Genomic DNA, 21,815 nt, shown 5'->3' with positions numbered 1-21,815 from the left:
CGACCCGCCGACATCATGTGCGGCGGGTCGTGCGCGTCGTAAAGCCGGACGATGCCGGTCGGGCGCAATGCCGAACCCGCCCGACGGACCGGAAACCGGACGGCGGGCGGGGCGAAGGGGCCTACTGGACGGCCGGCTCCTGCTCGGAGGTGGTGGCCTCGGAGGACTCGGCGCCGGAGTTCTCGAACGAGTGGGTCGGGTTCTCCTGGTCGGTGACCTTGATGTCCGACGGGTTCTCGTTCGGGGGCGAGCAGGCGACCAGGGCGGCTGCGGCGATGGCGGTGGCGGCGACGGCACCGACGAGGCGGTTGCGCATGAGTGGACTCCTTAAAGCGGCATCACGAATGAAAATCTCACGATCATCGTAGTTGATTCTCAGCCGTGCGCGGGAACCAGCGGCCCGATCGCCCCCGAACCGACGCAGACGGAGGTGCCCTCGGGTGCTCCCGAGACGTCGATGCGCAGCGTGTTGCCGCCACCCGACAGCACCACCCACCGGGTGCGCAGATCATCGTCGACGTCGACGACGGTCGAACCGCCCATCGTCTGCTCCTCGGTTTCGAAGGGGTTGGGCAGGCTCAGACGCAGCTGCGCCGGCGCCGAGGAAATGGCGCGCAACTCCACCACCCAATCACCCAGCTTCGCGATGTCGCGCAGCTCGATCTCCTCCGTGGCCGTGCCATCGGGGCCGACGACGATCTGCGTGCCGCAGGACTCGACGTCGCCCTGCGGAATGCGGGTGATCTCCGCGACGCGCGCGGGCACCAGCTCGCCCGAGTCGTCGAACATCATCGGCTCGTCGGTGACGCGGCCGAACTCGGGGCGCTGCCGCACATCGCGGAACACCTGGGAATACATGTTCTTCGGGTACGCCACCGGCAACAGCACCTCGTAGGGCACCGGCTGGTCGAGGATGACCGGGCCGTCGTCGTTCGCCGCGGCCTGCTCCAACGACGCGGAGGCGGTCTCGAGCCACGCGGCCGTGCCGTCGTCGGCCCAGGCCTTGCGGTAGCCGATGACGGAAATCGTCGACGACACCAGCAGCACCCCGGCCAGCGCGAGCACCCCGTAGCGCGAACGGGCCGGCAGGGGGTTGACGCGGTCCGACCACGACGCCGCCAGCGCGAAACCGGTGACCATCGCAGAGTCGCCGTAGTAATGCAGCGTGCGGGCCAGGACATCCGACGTGTGGTCGCCGGAACGCATGAACGTCACCGACAGCAGCGTCACCGCCAGGTAGGCGGTGGCGATGATCCACGGCATCCAGGCGCGGTAATCGCGGGCGATGATCACCGCCATCGTCAGCAGCACCAGCACGCCGCCGACGCTGACCAGACCCGACGGGGCGTCCGCCCACGGCTGGCCCGGCGCCCACCGATCCCAGAACCACGGGCCGCCCGCCAGGCCCGCCAGGACCTGGCCGAAGCCGCTGAAGAACAGCTCGGCGCGCGGCTCGGAGGACGCCTCGCCGGCGTCGCCCAGGGCCGTGAGCGAGTAGAACAACGCCCACGCGCCGGTGACCAGGCCCAGCGGCAACCAGAGGGCAAGGCCGCGACGCAGCGTCCGGCCGATGGGCCGGCGCTCCATGTAGGCCACCGAGATGGTCACCGCCAGCGCGATGGGGGCGACGGCCAGGGCCTTTTCGAAGAACCCGAGCGCCACGATCAGGCCGACGGTGGCGGCGACGACGGCGCGGGCGGACACGGGGTGGTCCTGCCGCAGGCTCACCCGGACCGCCAGCGCCGTGATGCCGGCCAGCGCCAGCTGCATCGGCAGGGCGTTGGCGGCGGCCGACCACCACGTCGACCCCGGCAGCATCAGCGGAGTCCACGCCACCAGCGCCAGCGCCGCCAGCGCCTGCCACGACCGGCCGGCGATGTAGCGCAGCGCCCGGGCCGTGACGACCGTCACCGCCACCTGGCCCAGCAACATCAACGTGGCGGGCAGCCACCATTTCCAGGGGGCGAGCTCGCTGGCCGCCGCCTGCAGGATGAACGCCAGCGGCGCCAGGTGGCCATCATGCGGCTGCAGGAAGTAGTCCGGCGTCCACCAGTCGGAGTCGGCCGCAGAGCCGACGATGATGAAGTCGTCCCAGTAAAACGTGCGGCCGGCGAGCACCCACACGCGGCCGATCGCCTGGATCACGACGATGACGGCGGCGAGCAGCAGCCACGTCTTGCGTGTGATGCGGGGTTCGGTCTCTGACGCCGCTTCGGGCGACGACGCGTCGGAGGATTCCGACGATTCCGGCGATTCCGGAGAATCCGGTTCTCCCGGCGACCCCGGCGACCCCGGCGACGCCTGCGCCTCCGTCGTCTCCCGTGCCAACGGAGACTCGGCGACGGAGTTTCCGGCGTCCCCGGAGTCCCCGGTGGTCTGATCCGCGTGTTCGGTGCTCATAATTCCCCAACCTTAAGGCCGGTCCGCGGGGTGGGGTACCATTCGGTCGAAATGCGCACGGGAGCCCCGGCCGGCCGATTCGGCGACGCGGGGCTGAGAGGAGGGCACGACACGCGCCCTCGACCGTAGGAACCTGTCCGGATCATGCCGACGAAGGAAGCGATGGAGGTCGTCACATGTCCACCAACCCCAGCAATTCGACCGATGCGGCGCAGGCCGCGGAGATGAACGTCGACAAGCGGAAGACCGCGAAGAAGGCGCACCGGGCGTGGCGGGTGATCGACATCGTCACCGCCGCCGTCCTGGGTGTGGCCCTCGGCCTGATCTTCGTCGTGTGGAACATCGTCGGCGGCGCGTGGTTCACCGCGGCCGATGCGCTGACGCCGGGGCTGGGCGGACTGGTCGTCGGTCCGTGGCTGTTGGGCGGCGTCATCGGCGGGTTGGTGATCCGCAAGCCGGGCGCTGCCTTGTTCGTGGAGGTCATCGCGGCGACGGTGTCGGCGCTGGTGGGCAACCAGTGGGGCATTTCCACGCTGTACTCGGGTCTGGCGCAGGGCGCGGGCGCGGAGCTGATCTTCCTGCTGTTCGGCTACCGTCGCTTCACCGCGCCGGTGGCCATGCTCGCCGGTGCCGTGGCGGGTGCGGGCGCGTTCACCCTGGAGCTGTTCACGTCGGGCAACCTGGCGCGCACGTGGCAGTTCAACTCGGTGTACCTGACCTGTCTGCTGGTGTCGGGCGCCATCCTCGCCGGCCTGGTCGGGTGGGTGCTGGTGCGCGCGTTGGCGGGCACGGGTGCGCTGGATCGTTTCGCCGCGGGCCGCGAGCGCCGCGGCGAGGTGTAGTCGCACGCGGTAGCCATGGTTTTCATCTCGGCCAGCGGTTTCGGCTGGCGGCATGCTGGGCGGCGTCGCCCGGCGCTTTCCGACGTCGACGTCCGCATCGACGCCGGCGAGAAGGTTCTTCTGCTCGGGCCGTCGGGGGCGGGTAAATCGACGTTGCTGGCGGCCATCGCCGGGGTGCTCGGCGACGACGAGGACGGCGAGGACGCCGGCTCCCTGCTCGTCGACGGGCGTGACCCGGCCGAGGTGCGCGGCGTCGTCGGCCTGGTGCTGCAGGACCCGGACAGTCAGGTCATTTCCGCCCGCGTCGGCGACGACGTCGCGTTCGGCGCGGAGAACCTGGGCGTGCCGCGCGACGAGATCTGGCGGCGGGTCCGGCGGGCGCTGGATCTGGTCGGCCTGGACCTGCCGTTGGGCCATCCGACGAAGAAGTTGTCCGGCGGGCAGAAGCAGCGGCTGGCCCTGGCCGGGGGGCTGGCGATGGGGGCGCGGGGGATCTGCCTGGATGAACCCACCGCCAACATCGATCCGGAGGGCGTGCCGCAGTTGCGCGATGCCGCCATCCGCGCCGCGGAGGCGACGGGGGCGGCGCTGGTCGTCGTCGAGCATCGCGTCGAGGCGTGGGTGGATCACGTCGACCGCATTCTCGTGCTCGATTCGGCCGGGGAGGACCTCGGCTCCACGGTGGTCGCGGATGGCCCGCCCTCGGAGATTCTCGCCCGGTACGGCGATCATCTTCGCGACGCCGGGGTGTGGTTGCCGGGCCCGCCGCCGGAGGTGGGGGCGACGGTGCCGGTGCCCGCGTCGGCGGAGGCGGCGTTGCGTCTCGACGACCTCGCCGTCGGATACGGCGGCGACACCCCGGTGCGCCGGGGCATCGACGCGGCGGTGCCGGCGGCGGCGTCGACGTGCATCGTCGGGCCGAATGGTTCCGGCAAGTCGACGTTGGCGTTGACGATGGGCGGTCTGCTGGAGCCGATGGGCGGTGCCGTCGTCGCGTCGGAACGCATCGCCCGGGGTGCCGGGCCGAATCCGCTGAAGTGGAAGTCGAAGCAGTTGGCGCGTCGCATCGGCAGCGTGTTCCAGGCGCCGGAGCATCAGTTCGTCACCCCCACCGTGCGCGAGGAACTGGAGCTTGGGCCGAAGCTGCTGGACGACCCCGCCGGCGCGGACCGCGTCGATGAACTTTTGCAACGCCTGCGCCTGACGCACGTGGCCGGGGCGAATCCGTTCACGTTGTCAGGCGGGGAGAAGCGGCGGTTGTCGGTCGCCACGGTGTTGTCCACGGCGCCGTCGATGGTCATCCTCGATGAGCCGACCTTCGGCCAGGACCGCCGGACGTTCGCGGAGTTGCTGCGGATGTTGCGCGGCCTCGTCGACGAGGGGGTGACGGTCGCGTCGATCACGCATGATCCGCTCGTCGTCGCGGCGATGGGCGACCACGTCATCGATCTGGGCGAGGTGGGGCACCGGTGAATCTGATCGCCAACGTCAATCCCGTCGCCAAGCTGCTGGGCCTGCTGCTGATGACGACCCCTCTGCTGCTGTCGATCGACTGGGTGTCGGCGGCCGTCGCGTTGGCGTGCACGATCGTCGCGGCGCCGTTGTGCGGGGTCGGGCCGAAGCGGCTGGTGCGCCGCGGCTGGCCGATTCTGCTGGCCGCGCCGGTGTCGGGCGTGTCGATGCTGCTGTACGGCAATCCGGAGGGCACCGAGTACTTTTCGTTCCTGCTGGCCACGGTCACGGACAATTCGATTTCGCTGGCCATCGCGATCACGGTGCGCGTGTTGGCGATCGGGTTGCCGGTGGTGGTGCTCACCGCCGACATCGATCCGACGGATTTGGGCGATGGCCTGGCACAGGTGCTGAAGCTGCCGTCGCGGTTCGTGTTGGCGTCGGTGGCCGGCGTGCGGTTGATCACGTTGTTCCTCGACGATTGGCGGGCGTTGACCCGTGCCCGCCGTGCGCGTGGTCTGGGCGATCATGGCCGGATCAGGCGGTTGTTCGGGCAGGTGTTCGCGCTGTTGGTGTTTGCGTTGCGGCGGGGCACGAAGTTGTCGACGGCGATGGAGGCCCGTGGTTTCGGCGCGCCGGGCGAGCGGACGTGGGCGCGGGAGTCGACGTTCGGTGGCCGCGAGTGGGCGGTGTTGGCGGTGTGCGCGCTCATTGCGGCGGCGTCGCTGGGCGTTTCGGTGTGGACCGGCGAGTTCCGGTTCCTGGGGGTCGCGTGATTTTGCTCATCGACGGCCGTTCCGGGTCGGGCAAGACGACGTTCGCGAAGAGGCTTCACGACGTCCTGGGGTGGCCGGTGGTCCACCTGGAGGACGCGTATCCGGGGTGGGGTGGTTTGGCGGCGGCGTCGGCAGCGGTGGCCGAGTCGATGCTCGATCCGGAGGTGGCGGGGTTCCGGCGGTGGGATTGGTACGCGAGCGATTGGGCGGAGTGGGTGGACCTGTCGGAGTTTTCGGCGGCCCGGCCGGTCCGTTCCCTCATCGTCGAGGGCTGCGGCGCCGTGACGGCCGCCAATCTCGCGGCCGCCCGCGCCGCCGGCGACGGTCAGGCGTGGGGAGTGTGGGTCGAGCTCGACGAGCCCACCCGGTACGCCCGGGCGATGGCGCGCGACGAGCATTTCGACGGCTATTGGCGCATGTGGGCGCGGCAGGAGGACGACCACATCGCCCGCCATGATCCGCGGTCCCTCGTGGATTGGACGGTGCATCCGGGGTAGTCGGTCGCGGCGGCGTTGCCCGGTGTTCGAACGGTCGCGGGTCGACCCGGGAGGTCGGTTACCGTGGGGCCATGGTTCGCTTCACGACGCCCCGCCGACGTCGCCGGGCGGCGCGCCACCGCCGTGCTGCCGCGTGGGTGCCGAGGCCGGTGTTCGCCGCCCTGGCCGCGATACCCGGCCTGCTGATGGCCGCGACGCTGGTCGTCGGCGGCATCGTCGCGTGGCGGGATCCGCTGATGCGGCCGCCGAAGCTGCCCAATCGCAGGCCGCCGACATGGGGGTTGCCCGCCGTCGGTACGGCTTATGGTGCGGCCACGGTCGCCGCAGCCGGTGTCGTGGCGCGGGGCGGCGCCACGCCGAGGGGTGGCGCAGCGATGAGAGGCGGCGTCGCGGCGAGAAGCGGCGTCGAGGAAAGTCGGTCGCATCGATCCGCCCATCCCGCCGTCGTGGCCGCCTCCGCGGTAGCCCTGGCCGGGTTGGCCGCCCCCGGCGTCATGCTCCCGATCTTCGACGTCGCCCGCTGCACGTGGGCACGGCGCGACACCGGGCCGGCCCGCACCGTCATCGTCTTGGGCTGCGCGCTGCGCGACGGCCGACCGTCATCTCTGCTGCGGTACCGCCTGGAGCGGGCCGAACGGGTCGCACGGCGCACCCCGGGCCCCGTCACCGTGATCTGCTGCGGGGGAGTCGGCGAAGACGGCGGCCCCTCCGAAGCCGAGGTGATGGGCGACTGGCTCCGCGACCGCGGCATCGCCGACGTCCGACTCGAGCCCCATTCGACGTCGACGCTGGAGAACCTGGCCAACGCCCGACCAATGGTCGAGCGCGGCCCCGTCACCGTGGTCACCAGCGACTTCCACGTGTTCCGGACCGGATCGCTGGCACGCCGGGCGGGCAATGCCCACTGGCGGGTGGAGGGGTCACCCACCCCGCCGCAGTATTGGGCGACGTCGATGCTCCGAGAATTCCTCGCCCTGGGCACATGGTGGCCCGCCCCGGGCATCGTCGCCGGCGCCGCGATTCTCGGCGCCTGGGCGCTCGGAAACGGCGGAAAGACTCGCTGGCCTGCGACGACGGTCATAACGCCACCGCGCAAAGTCTGAGGCGGATGGCGAAAAGGTCGGCGTCGTCAAGCAAAAACCACCCGCACACCACCCGCGGGGGTGAGCTGCGCCACCAAACCCGCCTCGTTAACGCGCGTTAATGGATATGCTCGACCACTGACCGAAAAAAGCCACCGCACGGAGGATCACCCCAATGGCACTTACCCCCGGATTCGACCTGTTCCAGCTGCCGGAAGAGCACCAGGAACTGCGTGCCGTCATCCGCGACCTCGCCGAAAAGGAGATCGCCCCCCACGCCGCCGACGTCGACGAAAACGAGCGCTTCCCGCAGGAAGCCCGCGACGCCCTCGAGGCCGCCGGCTTCGCCGCCATCCACGTCCCCGAAGAGTACGGCGGACAGGGCGCCGACTCCGTCGCCGCCTGCATCGTCATCGAGGAAGTCGCCCGCGTGTGCGGCTCCTCCTCGCTGATCCCGGCCGTCAACAAGCTCGGCACCATGGGCCTGATCCTCAAGGGCTCCGAGGAGCTCAAGAAGCAGGTGCTCCCGGACATCGCCAACGGCAAGATGGCCTCCTACGCCCTGACCGAGCGCGGCGCCGGCTCCGACGCCGCCGGCATGAAGACCCGCGCCGTCCGCGACGGCGACGAGTGGGTCCTCAACGGCTCCAAGTGCTTCATCACCAACGGCGGCATCTCCACCTGGTACACCGTCATGGCCGTCACCGACCCCGACAAGGGCGCCAACGGCATCTCCGCCTTCATGGTCCGCGACGACGACCCGGGCTTCCGCGTCGGCGGCCTCGAGCACAAGATGGGCATCAAGGGCTCGCCGACCGCCGAGCTCTACTTCGAGGACTGCCGCATCCCCGCCGACCGCATGATCGGCGAAGAGGGCACCGGCTTCAAGACCGCCCTCGAGACCCTCGACCACACCCGCCCGACCATCGGCGCGCAGGCCCTCGGCATCGCCCAGGGCGCCTACGACGCCGCGGTGCAGTACGTGCAGGAGCGCGAGCAGTTCGGCAAGCCGATCGCCGCCTTCCAGAACACCCAGTTCATGCTCGCCGACATGCGCACCAAGATCGAGGCCGCCCGCCTGATGGTGTACACCGCCGCCGCCAACGCCGAGCGCGGTTCCGCCGACGGCGGCGGACGCCTGGGCCTGATGGCCGCCGCCGCCAAGGCCTTCGCCTCGGACGTCGCGATGGAGGTCACCACCAACGCCGTGCAGCTCTTCGGCGGCTACGGCTTCACCCGCGACTTCCCGGTTGAGCGCATGATGCGCGACGCCAAGATCACCCAGATCTACGAGGGCACCAACCAGGTCTGCAACATGGTCGTCGGCCGCCAGCTCCTGGCCGAGGGCAAGAACAAGCGCTAACCAGCACAAACAAAACGCCCCCACCTGGAATGGTGGGGGCGTTTTCGCATGACGGCCGGCCGGCGGACGCCTGCGGCCCGGGCCTTACACCTCGACGCCGGCGGCTCGGGCCAATGCGGGCAGGCCGGTCGCCGCGGTGGTCCGCCACGAGTGAGTGGCATGAGGAGTGAAATCGGTGTCGTCGGGCGAGATCTCGATGACCGGCAGCCCCGCCGACACCGCCATCAGCGGCAGCCCGGCGGCGGGGAACACCACGCCGGAGGTGCCCACGACGACCATCAGGTCGCAGTGGCGGGCGTGGGTTTCGGCCTCGTTCCACTCCGGCACGGGCAGCGATTCGCCGAACCACACGACGCCCGGACGGACGAATCCCAGTTCGCACACGTCGCAAAACGGGGGCAAGAGCTTGGCGACGGGCTCGTCGGGAAGCTCGGGCTCGGCCGCCGCGGCGCCGCAGTGGTCGCAGCGGAACGCAAAGAGGCTGCCGTGGAGGTGGGCGATGGAATCCTCGCCGGTGCCACCTCGTTCGTGCAGGTCGTCGATGTTCTGGGTGGTCACGTGGCCCCATCCGGCGCCGCGGTCGAGTGTGGCGCACCAGGCGGCGATGGCCTCGTGTCCGGCGTTGGGTTCGGCCTGCCGCGCGAGTTTCATGCGCCACAGGTACCAGGGCCAGATGGTGGCGGGGTCGTTGCGCCAGGCGTCGAAATTGGCCATGGCCTGCGGGTCGACCTTGGACCACAGGCCGGTTTGGGCGTCGCGGAAGGTGGCCAGGCCGGATTCGGCGCTCATGCCGGCACCGGTGAAGAATTCGATGCGGCGGGCGTTGCGGGCGAGTTCGGCGATCGGTTCGGGGACGTCGATGCCCGCGTCGCCGGGGCGGGAGTCGTCGTGATGGTTTCCGTCATGGCGGCTCATGACCCCAGGGTAGGCGGGTTTTCCTTTGCTCGACTTTCCCTTTGCTTGACGACGTGTCGGTGCGGGGGCGGGACGTCGTCAAGCATGGAAAGGGCGGGGGACGGAGGGGCCGGGTCAGGAGGCCATGGCCGATTCGCGCAGCGCCAAGCCGGCGGCGGTCACGCCCAGCGCGAGCACCGGCGGGTCGATGAACGCGGCGGGCGCGGTGACCAGACCGATCGGTGCAAGGCCGATGCCGCCGACGGTCAGGGCCAGCGCCAGGCCGGTCTGGCCGGAGAAACGCCGGCCGGTGCCCTCGGTGGTGAGGATGTAGCCCGCCCAGAACGCGCCGGCGACGACGCGTCGATCGCCATCGCGGCGAACGCCGACCCGAATTCGAGCGAGAACATGCCGATGACCAGCAGAACCGCGAAGAACCACAGGCGCGAGGCGGTGGGCGAGCCGGAACCCGGGCCGGAACCGGACTCGGGGCCGGGGCCGGCGGAGGAGCCGAGATTGCCGGCGGGAGGAATGGTGGTCACGGTGTTACGTCGTGGCGAAGAAGGCCCGGTTGTCGGGGCCGCGGTAGGACTGGATGGTCGCCCACGCGGCGATGGCGGAGGCGACGGCGATGAGCACGGTGACGGTGCCGTCGATGAATTCGGCGGCGCCGGAGCCCGCCCCTACCTGGTTGGCGCCGGTGGCCAGGGCGATGAGCGACAGTACGGCGTTGATGGTGAACACGGTCGCGGCGATGCTGAGGATCATCCGTGCGGCGACGCTGCCGCGCAGCAGTTTTCCGGCGAGCAGCCAGCACGCCAGTGCCACGGCGCCCTGCAGAATGGTCGCAAATGCGACGCTGATCAGCACGGACGTCTGCGCCTGGGATTCGGTGGGGACGATGGTGCCGGTGGTGCCGGATCGCGCCGCCTCGATCATGCGGTCCCAGTTGAGGATCGCGGTGGCCACGGTCAGCGCCAGCGCCGGCAGGTATACGCCGACGGCGATGCGCCACAGCCGGCTGGCTTGCGCCGCGTGATACGGGGTGGTGCGGTGCGGGGTGGGATCGGCGCTGGATTTCATGGTGATCAATGTATCAACGAGTCGTCATGGGCCTTCATGAGTTGGCCCGTCACCTGGGATTATGAACGTCTGCTCAGACAGATCTGTTCAAAACCTCATGTGATGGGGTACGGTGCGGGGTATGTAAAGGTGTTGCGCAGGTGCCGACCGTCCCGGTTCCGCGTCGCAGGCCATTCCCCGCGTGGCGGCGAGTCGCGTGGTGGCTGGCCGGGCGTCGATCCTGCGCGTGGATGGATCGTACGACGATCAGACAGGGGTGTTCGGTGGCTTCCGAGGTGGTTGTTTCGACCGTGGAATCCGATCCCGGGTTCGATCCCGTCGCTCAGCGTCGGGCCATCATCAACCGGCTCAAGCGCGCCCATGGGCAGCTGGCCGGCGTCATCGCGATGATGGAGGAGGACCGCCACTGCCGTGATGTGGTCACGCAGTTGGCGGCGGTGTCCAAGGCGTTGGATCGCGCCGGTTTCAAGTTGGTGTCGTCGTCGATGCGCGGCTGCCTCAACGGTTCGGGCGAGGGCAATCTCACCCCGGATGAGATCGAGGAGCTGTTCTTGCGCCTGACGTAGGCGCGCATGTGGGTGCCTGACCTGGGCGCGTGACGTAGGCGCCTGAGCTGGAAGTCTATTTGTAGTCGCGGGCGTGGGCGCGGGGCCGGGGCGGCGGTGTGGCCGCGTCCCGGTCTTTTTCTCTTTGCCGTTGCGCCGCTGTCGTCACACCACGCTCGCCCGATGGGGGTCGGCGAGCACGGTGCCCTTCTCGCGCCATTGAGTGCGCAGTTCGGCGACGCCCTTGGCCCGTGCGAGGGCGAATTCGTTGGGAGTGGCCGGCACCGGCTGCAGGATCGACACGGTGGCCGGTCGTGCGTCGTCCGCCTCGCCGTCGTTTCCGCCGACGGTCACGTCGGGGACGTCGGCGTCGACGAGCACGAATCCGGTGAAGCGCGCGTCGGGCCACAGCGGCTGGCCGAAGTCGAGCAGCGCCCCGTCCTGCAGAACGAGGCCTTCGATGGAGGGGGAGGCGGCGAGCATCGCCAGCGGCCGCGTCACGGCGTCGAGTCCGCCGATGATGGGCAGTGCCAGTTCGGCGCGCGGCCCGTCGTCGGGGTCGGTGACCATGGCGGATGGGTCCTGCATGGGCGATCGCGAGCAGCCGAGCGTGGCGTAGGTGACGGTGCCGTCGCGGTCGGGGCCGAACCGCAGCACGGTGAGGGGGTCGGCGCCGAGGAACGTCAGCTTCGCTTCGCCGGGGGCGCTTTCCTCGAAGTAGCCGCACAGGTGGGCGCGCACCGCGTCGATGATGGCCGTCATGGTTCCCGCTTTCCGGTTGTTCGGGTGGTCGTTGCTTTGCGACGCTAACGCGTGGGCTCAGCGGCCGGCGCATCCGGGCCCTGCCCGATGGCGACGCGTTTGGGGTGGGGCTGGTTCGCCTCAACGAGCGTGACGTCGTTTGCCCATGTCACGGGGCATCCGGCGGCGGCGAGCCAGGAGTCGACGTCGCCGTCGTGGGCGGTGATGCCGGCCAGTGCGTCGAAGGCGCGGTCGATGGCCCAGGCGCCGGCGTCGGCGTCGACGATGCCCGCGGCGATGGCTGCGGTGAGTTCATCGGTGTCGTCGACGTGGACTGCGCCGTCGAGGACGAGCAGGTCGAGGTAGAGATCGCGCGTGCGCCACACCGTTGCGGAGGCGGCGTCGGGCATGGCGTCGGCCGTGGCTCCGCGCGCGGTCGGGTGGTCGGAGGCATCACCGTCGCTCCACGTCACTTCGGCGACGTCGAGGTAGCGATGGCTGGTGGCCGCCACGCCGGGGCGGAAGTGGAAGATGTTCGCCCGCAGGCCCAACGAGGGCAGCAGCCATGATTCGAGGTACCCGAACTGCGGGTGATCGGCGCCCCGTGCCATGTACAGGCCGTGGGGGTGGACCTCGAAGACGTCGACGGCGCGGACGAATCCCTTCGGGTCGACGTTGGCGCGGGCCCCGATGTCGAAGGTCTCCAGCTTCGGCACGTGCAGGTCGGACATGGTCCCGACTGTAGTGTGCCGCCCGGATCGACGGAGCCGTCCGGCCGTCGGGTCAGTCGAAGAGGCCGAACAGTCCCGACTTCTTGGGCTGGCCGGGCTGGTTGGCCGGGCAGGTGCACTGGCGGTCCTTCGGCACGGTCGCCATGACCTGATCGACGTGCATGCCGCAGCCTCCCCACGTGGTCTTGTGGCACTTGGGGCATTCGACGGGGTAGCACATGCGGGTCTCCGTGGGGGTAGGTGAAGCTGTGGGCTGTTTCTGCGGCGACCCGGGCCGGGCCGCCGCGTCATCGCAGGTGACTATACCCCACTGGGTATGCAAGTGCGGCATCGGAGACCAAGGTTCGGTTGCCGCCGCAGCGGTGCCAGACCTCGAACACGGCGAAACCCCGCCCTCCCGCCGTGCGGCGGGGAGACGGGGTCGTCGTAAAGCGAAGAGCCGAAGCTACTGAACCACGGTGTAGGTGGCGGTCGGGGTGTAGTTGCACTCCGACGGGCCGTTCTCGCCGTTGGTGGTGAAGCCACCCTCGATGGCCGAGACGACGATGCCGGAACCGGTGTCCGCGACGCCGTTGACGGTGCCGTGGCTGTCCTCGTTGACGCCGTTGTAGGTCAGCGGGGTGGTGCCGTACTTGCCGTTGGTGATGTTGACCCAGTGGACCTTCATGGTCGACTGGCCGTTGTACACGCCCTTGGTGCCCAGGCCGGTGAAGACGTAGCCGACCTGGTGGGCCGGAACGCCCGGCAGCGGCAGAGCCGCGGGGCCCGGGATGGAGGTCGCCATACCGAAGGAGCGGCCCTCGCCGTTGATGCAGTTCTCGGCGACGCTCGGCAGCGGGAAGTCCGAGGTGGTCGGAGCGTTCTCCGGCTCCTCCCAGCCGGGCTCGCCGGAGCCGGTCAGGAAGGCCGACACGCGCTCGAGCGCGGAGCGGATCTCCTCCGGCACGGCTTCCTGGCTCGTGATCCGCTCGATGGCCGCGGCGATCTCGTTGGCCGGCAGATCGGAGCTGCTCGGCGCCTGCGGGATGGAGCCGTAGTCCGGGGTCGGCAGGCCCGGCAGGGCCGGCTGCGCCATGGAGGCGGGGGCGAGACCGGCCGACAGCAGAGCGGCGGTGCCCAGGGCGGCCGCGATGCGGCGGATGTTGGTGCGACGGTTCGAGACCACGGTTGAAATACCCCTCGTAGGTCGTAGCTGATAATCACCTGAGGTGACATTGATGGAAGTGACGCCATCATAAGGGGCACAAACTCATTTGGGAAAAGATTCGGTAAATTTCTTCCCCCCCGCACAAGAATGTTGTCGGCGAGTCTGATGTGGTTGATGTGACGTGTGTGGTAGGGGGTTAACGCTGGTGTTCGCGCCGGACCCCCGAAAAGGCCGCGAACTCCGCCAAAGGAGTGTGCGGCGCCGCGAATGCAGGGGCGACGGGGGTAGGCGGGTGCCGCCAGCCCCGCCGACCCTTGAAATCGCGTCCGCCCCCGGCAAGCGAGTAGCCTGTACCCGCCGGGCCCGTCGGGGCCCACCTGCCTCAATCTCCAAGGAGCACCCCCCACGTGAACGAAACCGAGTTCCGCAACGTAGCCATCGTCGCCCACGTCGACCATGGCAAGACCACCCTCGTCAACGCCATGCTGGAACAGTCCGGCGTCTTCGGCGACCACGGGGAGGTCGCCGACCGCGTGATGGACTCCGGTGACCTGGAGAAGGAAAAGGGCATCACCATCCTGGCCAAGAACACCGCCATCCGACGCAAGGGCGCGGGCAAGGACGGCCGGGACCTCATCATCAACGTCATCGACACCCCCGGCCACGCCGACTTCGGCGGCGAAGTCGAACGCGCCCTGTCCATGGTCGACGGCGTCGTGTTGCTCATCGACTCCTCCGAAGGCCCGCTGCCGCAGACCCGCTTCGTGCTGGGCAAGGCGCTCGCGGCCTCCATGCCGGTCATCATCGTGGTCAACAAAACCGACCGCCCCGACGCCCGCATCGACGAAGTCGTCGAAGAAGCCCAGGACCTCCTGCTGGAGCTGGCCTCCACTCTCGAGGACCCGGACGCCGCCGAAGCCGCCGAGCGCAACCTCGAACTGCCCGTGCTCTACGCCTCCGGTCGCGCCGGCAAGGCCGCCACCGAAAACCCGGGCAACGGTAACCTGCCGGACTCCGACAACCTCCAGCCGCTGTTCGACGTCATCACCGAGGTGCTGCCGGAGCCGTCCGCCGACATCGACGCGCCGCTGCAGGCGCAGGTCACCAACCTGGACTCCAGCTCCTTCCTCGGCCGCATCGGACTGATCCGCATCCACAAGGGCCGCATCCGCAAGGGCCAGCAGGTCTCCTGGATCCACTACGACTCCGACGGCGAGGAGCACACCAAGACCGCCAAGATCGCCGAGCTGCTGCGCACCGTCGGCGTCACCCGCGTGCCCACCGACGAGGCCATCGCCGGCGACATCGCCGCGATCTCCGGCATCGACGAGGTCATGATCGGCGACACCCTCTGCGCCGTCGACGCCCCCGAGGCCCTGCCGCGCATCACCGTCGACGAGCCCGCGATCTCCATGACCATCGGCGTCAACACCTCGCCGATGGCCGGCCAGGGCGGCGGCGACAAGCTCACCGCCCGCATGGTCAAGGCCCGCCTCGACCAGGAGCTCATCGGCAACGTGTCGCTGCGCGTCCTGCCCACCGAACGCCCCGACGCCTGGGAGGTCCAGGGCCGCGGCGAGATGGCGCTGTCCATCCTCGTCGAGACCATGCGCCGCGAAGGCTTCGAGCTGACCGTCGGCAAGCCGCAGGTGGTCACCAAGACCGTCGACGGCAAGCTGCAGGAACCCTACGAGCATCTGACCATCGACGTGCCCGAGGAGCACCTCGGCGCCGTCACCCAGCTCATGGCCGCCCGCAAGGGCCGCATGGAGCAGATGGGCAACCAGGGCACCGGCTGGGTCCGCATGGAGTTCGTCGTGCCGTCGCGTGGCCTGATCGGCTTCCGCACCATCTTCATGACGGAGACCAAGGGCACCGGCATCGCCAACCACTTCTCCGCGGGCTATGACGACTGGGCCGGCGAGATCAAGGACCGCGCCACCGGTTCGCTCGTCGCCGACCGCAGCGGCCAGATCACCGCGTACGCGCTGTTGCAGTTGGCCGACCGCGGCACCTTCTTCGTCGAGCCGGGCGACCAGGCCTACGAGGGCATGGTCGTCGGCGCGAACCCGCGCGACGAGGACATGGACATCAACATCACCAAGGAGAAGAAGCTCACCAACATGCGTGCGGCGTCGGCCGACACGACGGTGACGCTGGACAAGGCGCGCTCCCTGACGCTGGATGAGGCCATGGAGTTCTGTGGCGCCGACGAGTGCGTCGAGGTCACGCCGGAGGGCATCCGCGTGCGCAAGCTGATCCTCAACGCCACCGAGCGCAACCGCGCCCGTTCCCGCGAGAAGGCCCGCAACCAGGGCAAGTAGTTCGCGTGGGGGTCGGTCCGGGCCGTGAAGTAGGCTGATCCCATGTTGGAACGCCAGAATCGCCGCCGCCGCACCGCTCTGTTGGGGAGCGTGGCGGCGGCGGTTCTGTTGTCGGGGTGCATGGCCAATCCGGGGGATGCGCCGACGGTCGGGGAGGATGAGCCGCCGCGCGAGGCGGCGGCGCGGGCGGAGGAGTCGCTGAAGCAGATCCGGGTGGGCGTCGACGCGTTCGGGGAGGGTTTCAATCCGCATTTGATCGCGGATGCGTCGCCGGTGACGGATCTGGTGGCGGCGTTGACGTTGCCGAGCGCGTTCGAGCCGGACCCGGAGGACCCGTCGCGGTGGCGGATGAGCCCGGATTTGTTGGAGAGCGCGGAGATCGTGCCGGTGGATGAGCCGGTGCCCGACGAAGATGCGGGGGATGGCGAGCGGGCCGACGGTTCCGGTGTGGACGGCGGTTCGGGCTCGGGGTCGAGCTCGGGCTCGGGCACGGGCTCGGATTCCACGGGGGCGGCCGAGGACGCCGCCCCGTCGATTGCCGCGGAGGCCCGGGACGCCGATGCCTCGGATGCCCGGGCCGGCGATACGCGCATCCGGTACCGCATTCGGTCGGGTGCGCAGTGGTCGGACGGCACGCCGATTTCGGGCGCCGATTTCCGGTACTTGCATGCGTCGTTGCTGGCCAATGCGGGTGTGTCGGATGCGGCGGGGTATGAGCGCATCAAGGCGATCACGGTGTCGGCGGGTGGCCGGCAGGTCGACGTGCTCGTCGATGGGGCGATGCCGGAGTGGCGGACGTTGTTCCGCAATTTGTTGCCGAGCCATGTGATGCGTCCGTCGGCGACGCCGTTCGTCGATCTTCTGGACACGAGTCTGCCGGCGTCGGGGGGTCGTTATACGGCGCAGTCCATCGACGTGGGCCGCGGCGAGGTGCGTCTGGTGCGCAACGATCGGTTCTGGGGTGATGTGCCGGCGAAGACGGACACGGTCATCGTTCGTTCGGTCGACGGTTCGGTGACGGGGGCGGAGCAGTTGCGCGCCGGGCAGTTGCAGGCGGTGCGGGTGCGTCCGCGGCAGACCACGGCGTTGACGTATGGGCTGGTGCCGGGGGCGGCGGAGGTGTCGGCGGCCCTTCCGCGTGAGTTGACTCTGCATGCCAACGTCGCGTCGCCTTTGCTTGACGACGTCGCGGTTCGCCGTTCCCTGTTCTCCGCCGTCGACGTGGGTGCGGTGGCCGCGATTGCGACGGGGCGGACGGATGATCTTCTGATCCCGGATTCGCCGTATTCCGCGTCGGGCGCCGCGGCGACGTCGGGGGATCGGGCGCAGTCGCAGGAGCGGCGTGGGGGCCAAGGGGCCGGTGGCGACGACGGCCGGGAGTCGGGGCAGCGGGATCCGGAGGCCGCGTCGGTGGATCTGTCCGGTGTCGTCGACGGCGTGTCGGAGGACAATCCGCTGCTCATCGGCGTGATGGGCGAGGACCGGCAGGCGGTGGCGGCGGCGCGGGCCATCGCCGATCAGTTCACCGCAGCCGGGTTGCCGGCGCGGGTGACCGCGGCCGATGAGCAGACGCTCGCGGGCTCGTTGTTGCCGCATGGCCGCGTGGATTTCGTCGTGGCGTGGAATGACGTGGTCGATTCGCCGCAGAAGGCCGCGAGCCGGTGGGCGTGCCCGTCGGACAAGCGCCGGTCGACGCGGCCGGCGGGGGATGCGCGGCCGGGCGCGTCGACGGAGACGTCGACCACGTCGGCCCCGGCCACCCCGGGTGCCACGTCGACCCCGGGCACCACGTCCGGGGCGACCACGACGCCGGAGCCGGGTGAGGGGACCGGGGAGAAGACGGGCGCCGCGCCGGCCGACGTCGCCCGCGGTTCGAACCTGTCCGGCCTGTGCGACGCGGCGATCGACGAGATGCTCGACGAGGCCGTCGGCGCGGGAGCTGCCGGCGGCCTCGGGGTGGACGTCATCGCGCCGGAGGGGGCGGTGCCCGCCAGTATCCGCGACGCCGTCGACCGGGAGGCGGTCGAGCTGGGCATCGTGGTGGATCGGGTCCTCACGGTGATGGGGTCGGGCGTTGAGTTGCCCATCGCCGACGAGGACGCCACCGATCCCCTGGCATGGCCGTCCAGTCCGTTCATCGGGCCGCTGATGACCATCCCGGATTGGCGGCGAGTACCCTCGGCCACGACATCCGAGGTCACCAACCCCGACGCCGACCCCGACGCCGACTCAGACTCGGGGGCCGATCCCAACTCCGACGCCGCCACACCCGATGGGGAGGGCGGACGGCGATGACGTCGGGACGTCGTCACGCAACCACCACCGACACCACGTCAGGAGCAGACATGCCCAACCCCGCCGACCACGCCCGCGATCTGACCGGGCTGCGCGTGGCGCTCGTGCACGCGCACCCGGACGACGAGGCGATCACCACCGGCGGCACCATCGCGCAGCTCGTCCGCCGCGGAGCGCAGGTGACGGTGGTGACATGCACGCTCGGCGAACTCGGCGAAGTCATCGGCGAGCCGTACCAGGGGCTCGTCGGCGGTGAATCCGACCAGCTGGGCGGCTTCCGCGTCCACGAACTCCACGCCGCACTGACCGCCCTGGGGTGCAACGGCCCCGGGCACGCGCCGGTACATCTCGGCGGCGCGGGACGCTGGCGCGATTCCGGCATGGTCGGCGACCCTGGCAACGACGACGAGCGGGCGTTCATCCGCTCCGGCGACGAGGCCCTCGACCAGCTCACCGCCGTGCTGCGCGACCTGCGACCCCATGCCGTGATCACCTACGACGCCGACGGCGGCTACGGCCACCCCGACCACATCCGCGCCCACGAGCTCACCGTCGCCGCGTGCGACCGGCTGCGGGCCGAGGCGCGGGTGGGCGGCGACGCCGGCGACGGCTCGGGCGAGGATTCGGGTACCGGCGGCGGCCCGGTGGCGGACGCCGAATTGTGGGCGACGATCTGGACGGTCACCGACGACGACGCCCTGCGCGCCGGCCTCGACGCCATCACCGTGGTGCCGCAGCCGTGGACCCGCGCCGGCTTCGACGACTTGCCGTCGGTCGCATCGGATTTCGCGGTACGGCTTTCCGACGCCGACGTCGCAGCCAAGACGGCCTCCCTGCGCGCCCACGCCACCCAGGTATGGGTCGGGGACGGCAGCGTGAGCATGGTCAACCCCCAAGCCGCCGTCGGGGCCGTGGACGCCTCGGGCGCGGCGCGGGGCACGTGGGCGCTGTCGAACCTCGTGTGCCAGCCGATCATGCCCGCCGAGCACTACCGCCTGGGCACCGCGGGCGCCGACCTCGCCGCCGTGTTGGCGGGGGAGAAGAAGTGGGCTGCCCCGGGCGCCACCGCTGCAGGTACCTCCGCATCGGGCTCCACCGCCGCAGCCCCAACGACCACCGCCCCCGCCACCTCCGCGGAGACGGCGCGATGAACAAACCGGCCGAAGGCGGAGAGGTGGCCGTCGAAAAGCACTGGGGCGACCCCGACCGCAGCCAAGTCCGCGAAGACGTCGACCGCGGGGAAATCATCACCGGCATCACCTGGCTGTCCATCGCCGCACTGGTGTCGCTCGTGCTCGAAGTCGCGTACCTGGGCATGCGCATCGACGTCGGCGGCGTGCCCATCCCCCTGCCGTGGACCATCGCCGCCGCATACGTGTTTAATCTCATAATCACTCGTACGGCGATGCTGTGGACGAAGAGCCGTAACATCGCACTCATCCCGATGTGGACCTGGATCGTCGGCTACATCTTCCTGTTCATCTGGACCGGCCTCCCGTTCGGCGGGGACCAGGTCCTCGGCGAGTCCATCCGATCGGTCATCCTGCTCATCGCCGGTATCGTCGGGGGCGGTTGGCCGCTCCGGCACCGCAAGTGACACAATGGGGCGGTTACAACCAGCCCCGCATTCGTGAAAGGCCGTTTCCCAAGCCATGACTTACGTGATCGCCCAGCCCTGCGTGGACGTGATGGACCGCGCCTGCGTCGAGGAATGCCCCGTCGACTGCATCTACGAGGGCAAGCGGATGCTGTACATCCACCCCGACGAGTGCGTCGACTGCGGCGCCTGCGAGCCCGTGTGCCCCGTCGAGGCCATCTTCTACGAGGATGACGTGCCCGACGAGTGGGCCGACTACACCGACGCCAACGTCGACTGGTTCGACGAGCTCGGGTCGCCCGGTGGCGCCGCGAAGCTCGGCCCGCAGGACTTCGACGTCGCGTTCATCGCCGAGCTGCCCCCGCAGGCAGAGGACTAGCAGAGCGGCGACCCGGCGGTTGCCGTCGTCAAGCCTTGGTGTTGGTGGGGCCGGCCCGGCACCCCCTGAACTGCGGCAATCCCTGAACTCCCGGCGGCTTTCGGCGTGGTCCGGCGCCCCTGAGCCCCGGCAACCGCGGAACTCCGGGCCGCCCTTGGCATGGCCCCGCCGCCTCGGTCGGGGCAACAGCGCGTGGGCCCGCCGCCGGTTCTCATGGGCCCCACCTGCCCCATGCGTAACCGTTGGAACTTGATCTGCATTTAGTCGGCGGATTTGTTGCAAATCGTCGGTCAAATCGGGAAAGTTTGGCCGAAATTTGCAACAAATCCGCCGACTAAGTGCGCTTCAAACCTTGGGTTGAGGGTTTTCGACCGGGATCAGGGCCGTCCCGGGGGCCAGTGCTTCGCTCGGGGCGGAGTCTGACGCCGGTACAGCCGCAGTGGGCGACGGGCCCCGCCGTTGGGGCACCAGGCCGATATGCCCACGCTCGCTGCACCCCGCTCACTTGCCGCGGAAGCTGCACCCCGCTCACTTGCCGCGGAAGTAGCGCGTCACCCGCGCCGGCAGCTTCTCGTGCCGCAGGAACACCTCGCCGGTGAACTGCGGCCCCGCCTTCTCCAGCAACTCGCGGCGTGCGGCGACGCGCTGAGCGATGAGCGTTGCGGCGGAGCCGTCGACAAGCATGCGCCATGTCAGCTGCACGACCTCGAGTCCGCAGTTGGCCAGTTCGCGCATGGCGGCGTTTTCGTACGTGGATATGACGTCGCCGTCGCCGTAGCGGCCGTCGTATTTCTTCCAGCCGTGGAATTCGATGACCATCTCGAGCTCGGGGATCCAGAAGTCAACGCGCCGGATGGGTCGGCCGCCGGGCGCGATGATGTACACCTGCTGCAGGACGCCGCACAGTCCGAGGACGTGGAGCAGCCAGCGGGTCCACGATTCGGCGGGGCTTTCGGAGTGCGTGGACGCGAGCATGATCACTTCGGCGGTCTGTTTGGCGCCGCGGGTGCGGCGGCCGAACAGGGTGGCCGCCAGGGCGGTGAGCGCGCCGCGTCCGTGGCCTTTGCGCAGGGCGTCGTCGGCGGCGGCGAGGGCGTGGGCGGGCCCGTGGGTGGTGCGCAGGTCGTGGATGGTGCGTGCGGGTGTGGTGACGCGGACGCCGTCGACGACGGTGATGTCGGCGGCGTCGAGGGCGAGGCAGTGGACGGTGTGCCCGGCGCCGCCGCCGGTTTTGCCGCGGCCGACGTGGGCGAGGTGGACTTTTTCGTCGGTGTCGTGGTCGGGGTCGACGAGGATGTCGAGGCCGTGGATGCGGGCGGCGCTGACGCCGGCGAGCGCGAGTTTGGGGTGCGCGTGGGCGTGGGCGAGGCAGCGCAGGCGGCGGCGTTCGGGCCAGTCGGCGGCGGCCCAGGTGGTTGCGTCGATGATGATGCCGGGCGCGAGTTTCAGTGCGGTGCCGGCTTTGACGGCTCGGGCGAGTGCGGATCGGCCGACGGGGCCGCGGGCGGCGAGGAGTCCTGAGCCGAGTGGCCGCAGTCCGGTGGCGTCGGTGGGCATGGTCGTGGTCGTGTCGTTGTCCCCCATGCCCAGTTGGACGCGCGGGGCGGCGGTTCGGTTCCGTCCTTTTTGCGGGCGGGTGTCCCCGTACTTTACGACGTCTCGGCCTC

General features: G+C 70.0%; 22 protein-coding genes and 1 riboswitch. Of the genes, 12 read left to right on the top strand and 10 right to left on the bottom strand.

From position 1 onward, the window contains the following. Positions 1 to 121: 121 nt before the first annotated feature. Both HMPREF3121_RS11690 and HMPREF3121_RS11685 read right to left on the bottom strand, forming a co-directional pair. Complete coding sequence (locus tag HMPREF3121_RS11690; RefSeq protein WP_070523738.1) at positions 122 to 316, bottom strand: hypothetical protein; 195 nt, start codon at positions 314 to 316, stop codon at positions 122 to 124. Positions 317 to 375: 59 nt separating this feature from the next. Continuing rightward, positions 376 to 2,400 carry a hypothetical protein gene (locus tag HMPREF3121_RS11685; protein ID WP_070523735.1) on the bottom strand — a complete coding sequence of 675 codons (2,025 nt, stop codon included), beginning with the start codon at positions 2,398 to 2,400 and terminating at the stop codon, positions 376 to 378. A gap of 47 nt (positions 2,401 to 2,447) precedes the next feature. Continuing rightward, a riboswitch (TPP riboswitch) is annotated at positions 2,448 to 2,576 on the top strand. A gap of 48 nt (positions 2,577 to 2,624) precedes the next feature. Here HMPREF3121_RS11685 and HMPREF3121_RS11680 point away from each other — a divergent pair. From HMPREF3121_RS11680 to HMPREF3121_RS11655, 6 genes are all read left to right on the top strand, one after another. After that, a complete protein-coding gene (locus HMPREF3121_RS11680) occupies positions 2,625 to 3,242 on the top strand; it encodes an ECF transporter S component (protein WP_141743098.1) in 618 nt (205 codons plus the stop codon). 15 nt (positions 3,243 to 3,257) lie between these two features. After that, positions 3,258 to 4,715, top strand: a complete 1,458-nt coding sequence (locus tag HMPREF3121_RS11675; RefSeq protein WP_070523730.1) for an ABC transporter ATP-binding protein — start codon at positions 3,258 to 3,260, stop codon at positions 4,713 to 4,715. Further along, positions 4,712 to 5,470, top strand: coding sequence for an energy-coupling factor transporter transmembrane component T family protein (locus tag HMPREF3121_RS11670; RefSeq protein ID WP_035122453.1), 759 nt, complete (start codon positions 4,712 to 4,714; stop codon positions 5,468 to 5,470). The genes HMPREF3121_RS11675 and HMPREF3121_RS11670 overlap by 4 nt, the downstream gene beginning before the upstream one ends. Further along, positions 5,467 to 5,967: a nucleoside/nucleotide kinase family protein gene (locus tag HMPREF3121_RS11665; protein ID WP_070523727.1), complete on the top strand. Its 501-nt coding sequence runs from the start codon at positions 5,467 to 5,469 to the stop codon at positions 5,965 to 5,967. Before HMPREF3121_RS11670 ends, HMPREF3121_RS11665 begins: the two co-directional genes overlap by 4 nt. 71 nt (positions 5,968 to 6,038) lie before the next feature. After that, on the top strand, positions 6,039 to 7,070 hold the full coding sequence (locus HMPREF3121_RS12270; protein WP_083291725.1) for a YdcF family protein: 1,032 nt from the start codon (positions 6,039 to 6,041) through the stop codon (positions 7,068 to 7,070). A 154-nt stretch (positions 7,071 to 7,224) separates the two neighbouring features. Continuing rightward, positions 7,225 to 8,412, top strand: a complete 1,188-nt coding sequence (locus HMPREF3121_RS11655; protein WP_070523722.1) for an acyl-CoA dehydrogenase family protein — start codon at positions 7,225 to 7,227, stop codon at positions 8,410 to 8,412. A gap of 84 nt (positions 8,413 to 8,496) precedes the next feature. Here the strand turns inward: HMPREF3121_RS11655 and HMPREF3121_RS11650 are convergent, their stop codons facing one another. The 3 genes from HMPREF3121_RS11650 to HMPREF3121_RS11640 all read right to left on the bottom strand — a co-directional run bounded on the left by HMPREF3121_RS11650 (position 8,497) and on the right by HMPREF3121_RS11640 (position 10,389). Then, complete coding sequence (locus HMPREF3121_RS11650; RefSeq protein WP_141743097.1) at positions 8,497 to 9,327, bottom strand: NAD-dependent deacylase; 831 nt, start codon at positions 9,325 to 9,327, stop codon at positions 8,497 to 8,499. 114 nt (positions 9,328 to 9,441) lie between these two features. Further along, the gene (locus tag HMPREF3121_RS11645) at positions 9,442 to 9,747 is read right to left on the bottom strand and encodes a DMT family transporter (RefSeq protein WP_070523720.1); all 306 of its coding nucleotides are present in this window, start codon (positions 9,745 to 9,747) and stop codon (positions 9,442 to 9,444) included. Positions 9,748 to 9,852: 105 nt separating this feature from the next. Beyond that, positions 9,853 to 10,389 (bottom strand): hypothetical protein, encoded by a 537-nt coding sequence (locus HMPREF3121_RS11640; protein WP_070523764.1) that lies wholly within the window; start codon positions 10,387 to 10,389, stop codon positions 9,853 to 9,855. Between the two features lie 290 nt (positions 10,390 to 10,679). On the opposite strand from HMPREF3121_RS11640, the gene HMPREF3121_RS11635 reads away from it, so the two are divergent. Continuing rightward, positions 10,680 to 10,955, top strand: a complete 276-nt coding sequence (locus HMPREF3121_RS11635) for a metal-sensitive transcriptional regulator (protein WP_052054242.1) — start codon at positions 10,680 to 10,682, stop codon at positions 10,953 to 10,955. A gap of 144 nt (positions 10,956 to 11,099) precedes the next feature. On the opposite strand, the gene HMPREF3121_RS11630 is transcribed toward HMPREF3121_RS11635, so the two are convergent. The 4 genes from HMPREF3121_RS11630 to HMPREF3121_RS11620 form a co-directional block, all read right to left on the bottom strand. Further along, complete coding sequence (locus HMPREF3121_RS11630; RefSeq protein ID WP_070523717.1) at positions 11,100 to 11,696, bottom strand: suppressor of fused domain protein; 597 nt, start codon at positions 11,694 to 11,696, stop codon at positions 11,100 to 11,102. Positions 11,697 to 11,740: 44 nt separating this feature from the next. Continuing rightward, positions 11,741 to 12,406, bottom strand: coding sequence for a DUF402 domain-containing protein (locus HMPREF3121_RS11625; RefSeq protein WP_070523715.1), 666 nt, complete (start codon positions 12,404 to 12,406; stop codon positions 11,741 to 11,743). Positions 12,407 to 12,458: 52 nt separating this feature from the next. Further along, positions 12,459 to 12,626 (bottom strand): hypothetical protein, encoded by a 168-nt coding sequence (locus tag HMPREF3121_RS12660; protein WP_168161410.1) that lies wholly within the window; start codon positions 12,624 to 12,626, stop codon positions 12,459 to 12,461. A gap of 225 nt (positions 12,627 to 12,851) precedes the next feature. Then, complete coding sequence (locus HMPREF3121_RS11620) at positions 12,852 to 13,571, bottom strand: Rv1157c family protein (RefSeq protein ID WP_070523712.1); 720 nt, start codon at positions 13,569 to 13,571, stop codon at positions 12,852 to 12,854. 389 nt (positions 13,572 to 13,960) lie between these two features. On the opposite strand from HMPREF3121_RS11620, the gene typA reads away from it, so the two are divergent. Genes typA through fdxA form a run of 5 tightly spaced genes read left to right on the top strand, consistent with a single transcriptional unit; the run spans position 13,961 to position 20,148 of the window. After that, positions 13,961 to 15,877 (top strand): translational GTPase TypA, encoded by a 1,917-nt coding sequence (gene typA, locus HMPREF3121_RS11615; protein ID WP_070523709.1) that lies wholly within the window; start codon positions 13,961 to 13,963, stop codon positions 15,875 to 15,877. Between the two features lie 42 nt (positions 15,878 to 15,919). Continuing rightward, entirely contained in the window at positions 15,920 to 18,172 is a 2,253-nt protein-coding gene (locus HMPREF3121_RS11610) for an ABC transporter substrate-binding protein (protein ID WP_070523708.1), read from the top strand. Between the two features lie 50 nt (positions 18,173 to 18,222). Further along, positions 18,223 to 19,323, top strand: coding sequence for an N-acetyl-1-D-myo-inositol-2-amino-2-deoxy-alpha-D-glucopyranoside deacetylase (gene mshB, locus HMPREF3121_RS11605; protein WP_070523705.1), 1,101 nt, complete (start codon positions 18,223 to 18,225; stop codon positions 19,321 to 19,323). Next, positions 19,320 to 19,769 (top strand): hypothetical protein, encoded by a 450-nt coding sequence (locus tag HMPREF3121_RS11600; RefSeq protein WP_070523703.1) that lies wholly within the window; start codon positions 19,320 to 19,322, stop codon positions 19,767 to 19,769. The genes mshB and HMPREF3121_RS11600 overlap by 4 nt, the downstream gene beginning before the upstream one ends. A gap of 55 nt (positions 19,770 to 19,824) precedes the next feature. Beyond that, positions 19,825 to 20,148: a ferredoxin gene (fdxA, locus tag HMPREF3121_RS11595; protein ID WP_070523700.1), complete on the top strand. Its 324-nt coding sequence runs from the start codon at positions 19,825 to 19,827 to the stop codon at positions 20,146 to 20,148. A gap of 528 nt (positions 20,149 to 20,676) precedes the next feature. Here the strand turns inward: fdxA and HMPREF3121_RS12655 are convergent. Beyond that, entirely contained in the window at positions 20,677 to 21,732 is a 1,056-nt protein-coding gene (locus HMPREF3121_RS12655) for a hypothetical protein (protein WP_070523697.1), read from the bottom strand. Positions 21,733 to 21,815 lie beyond the last annotated feature (83 nt).

The sequence above is a fragment of the Corynebacterium sp. HMSC11E11 genome, assembly GCF_001807025.1.
Taxonomy (GTDB): domain Bacteria; phylum Actinomycetota; class Actinomycetes; order Mycobacteriales; family Mycobacteriaceae; genus Corynebacterium; species Corynebacterium freneyi.
This window is presented reverse-complemented; position numbering and strand designations above follow the sequence as displayed.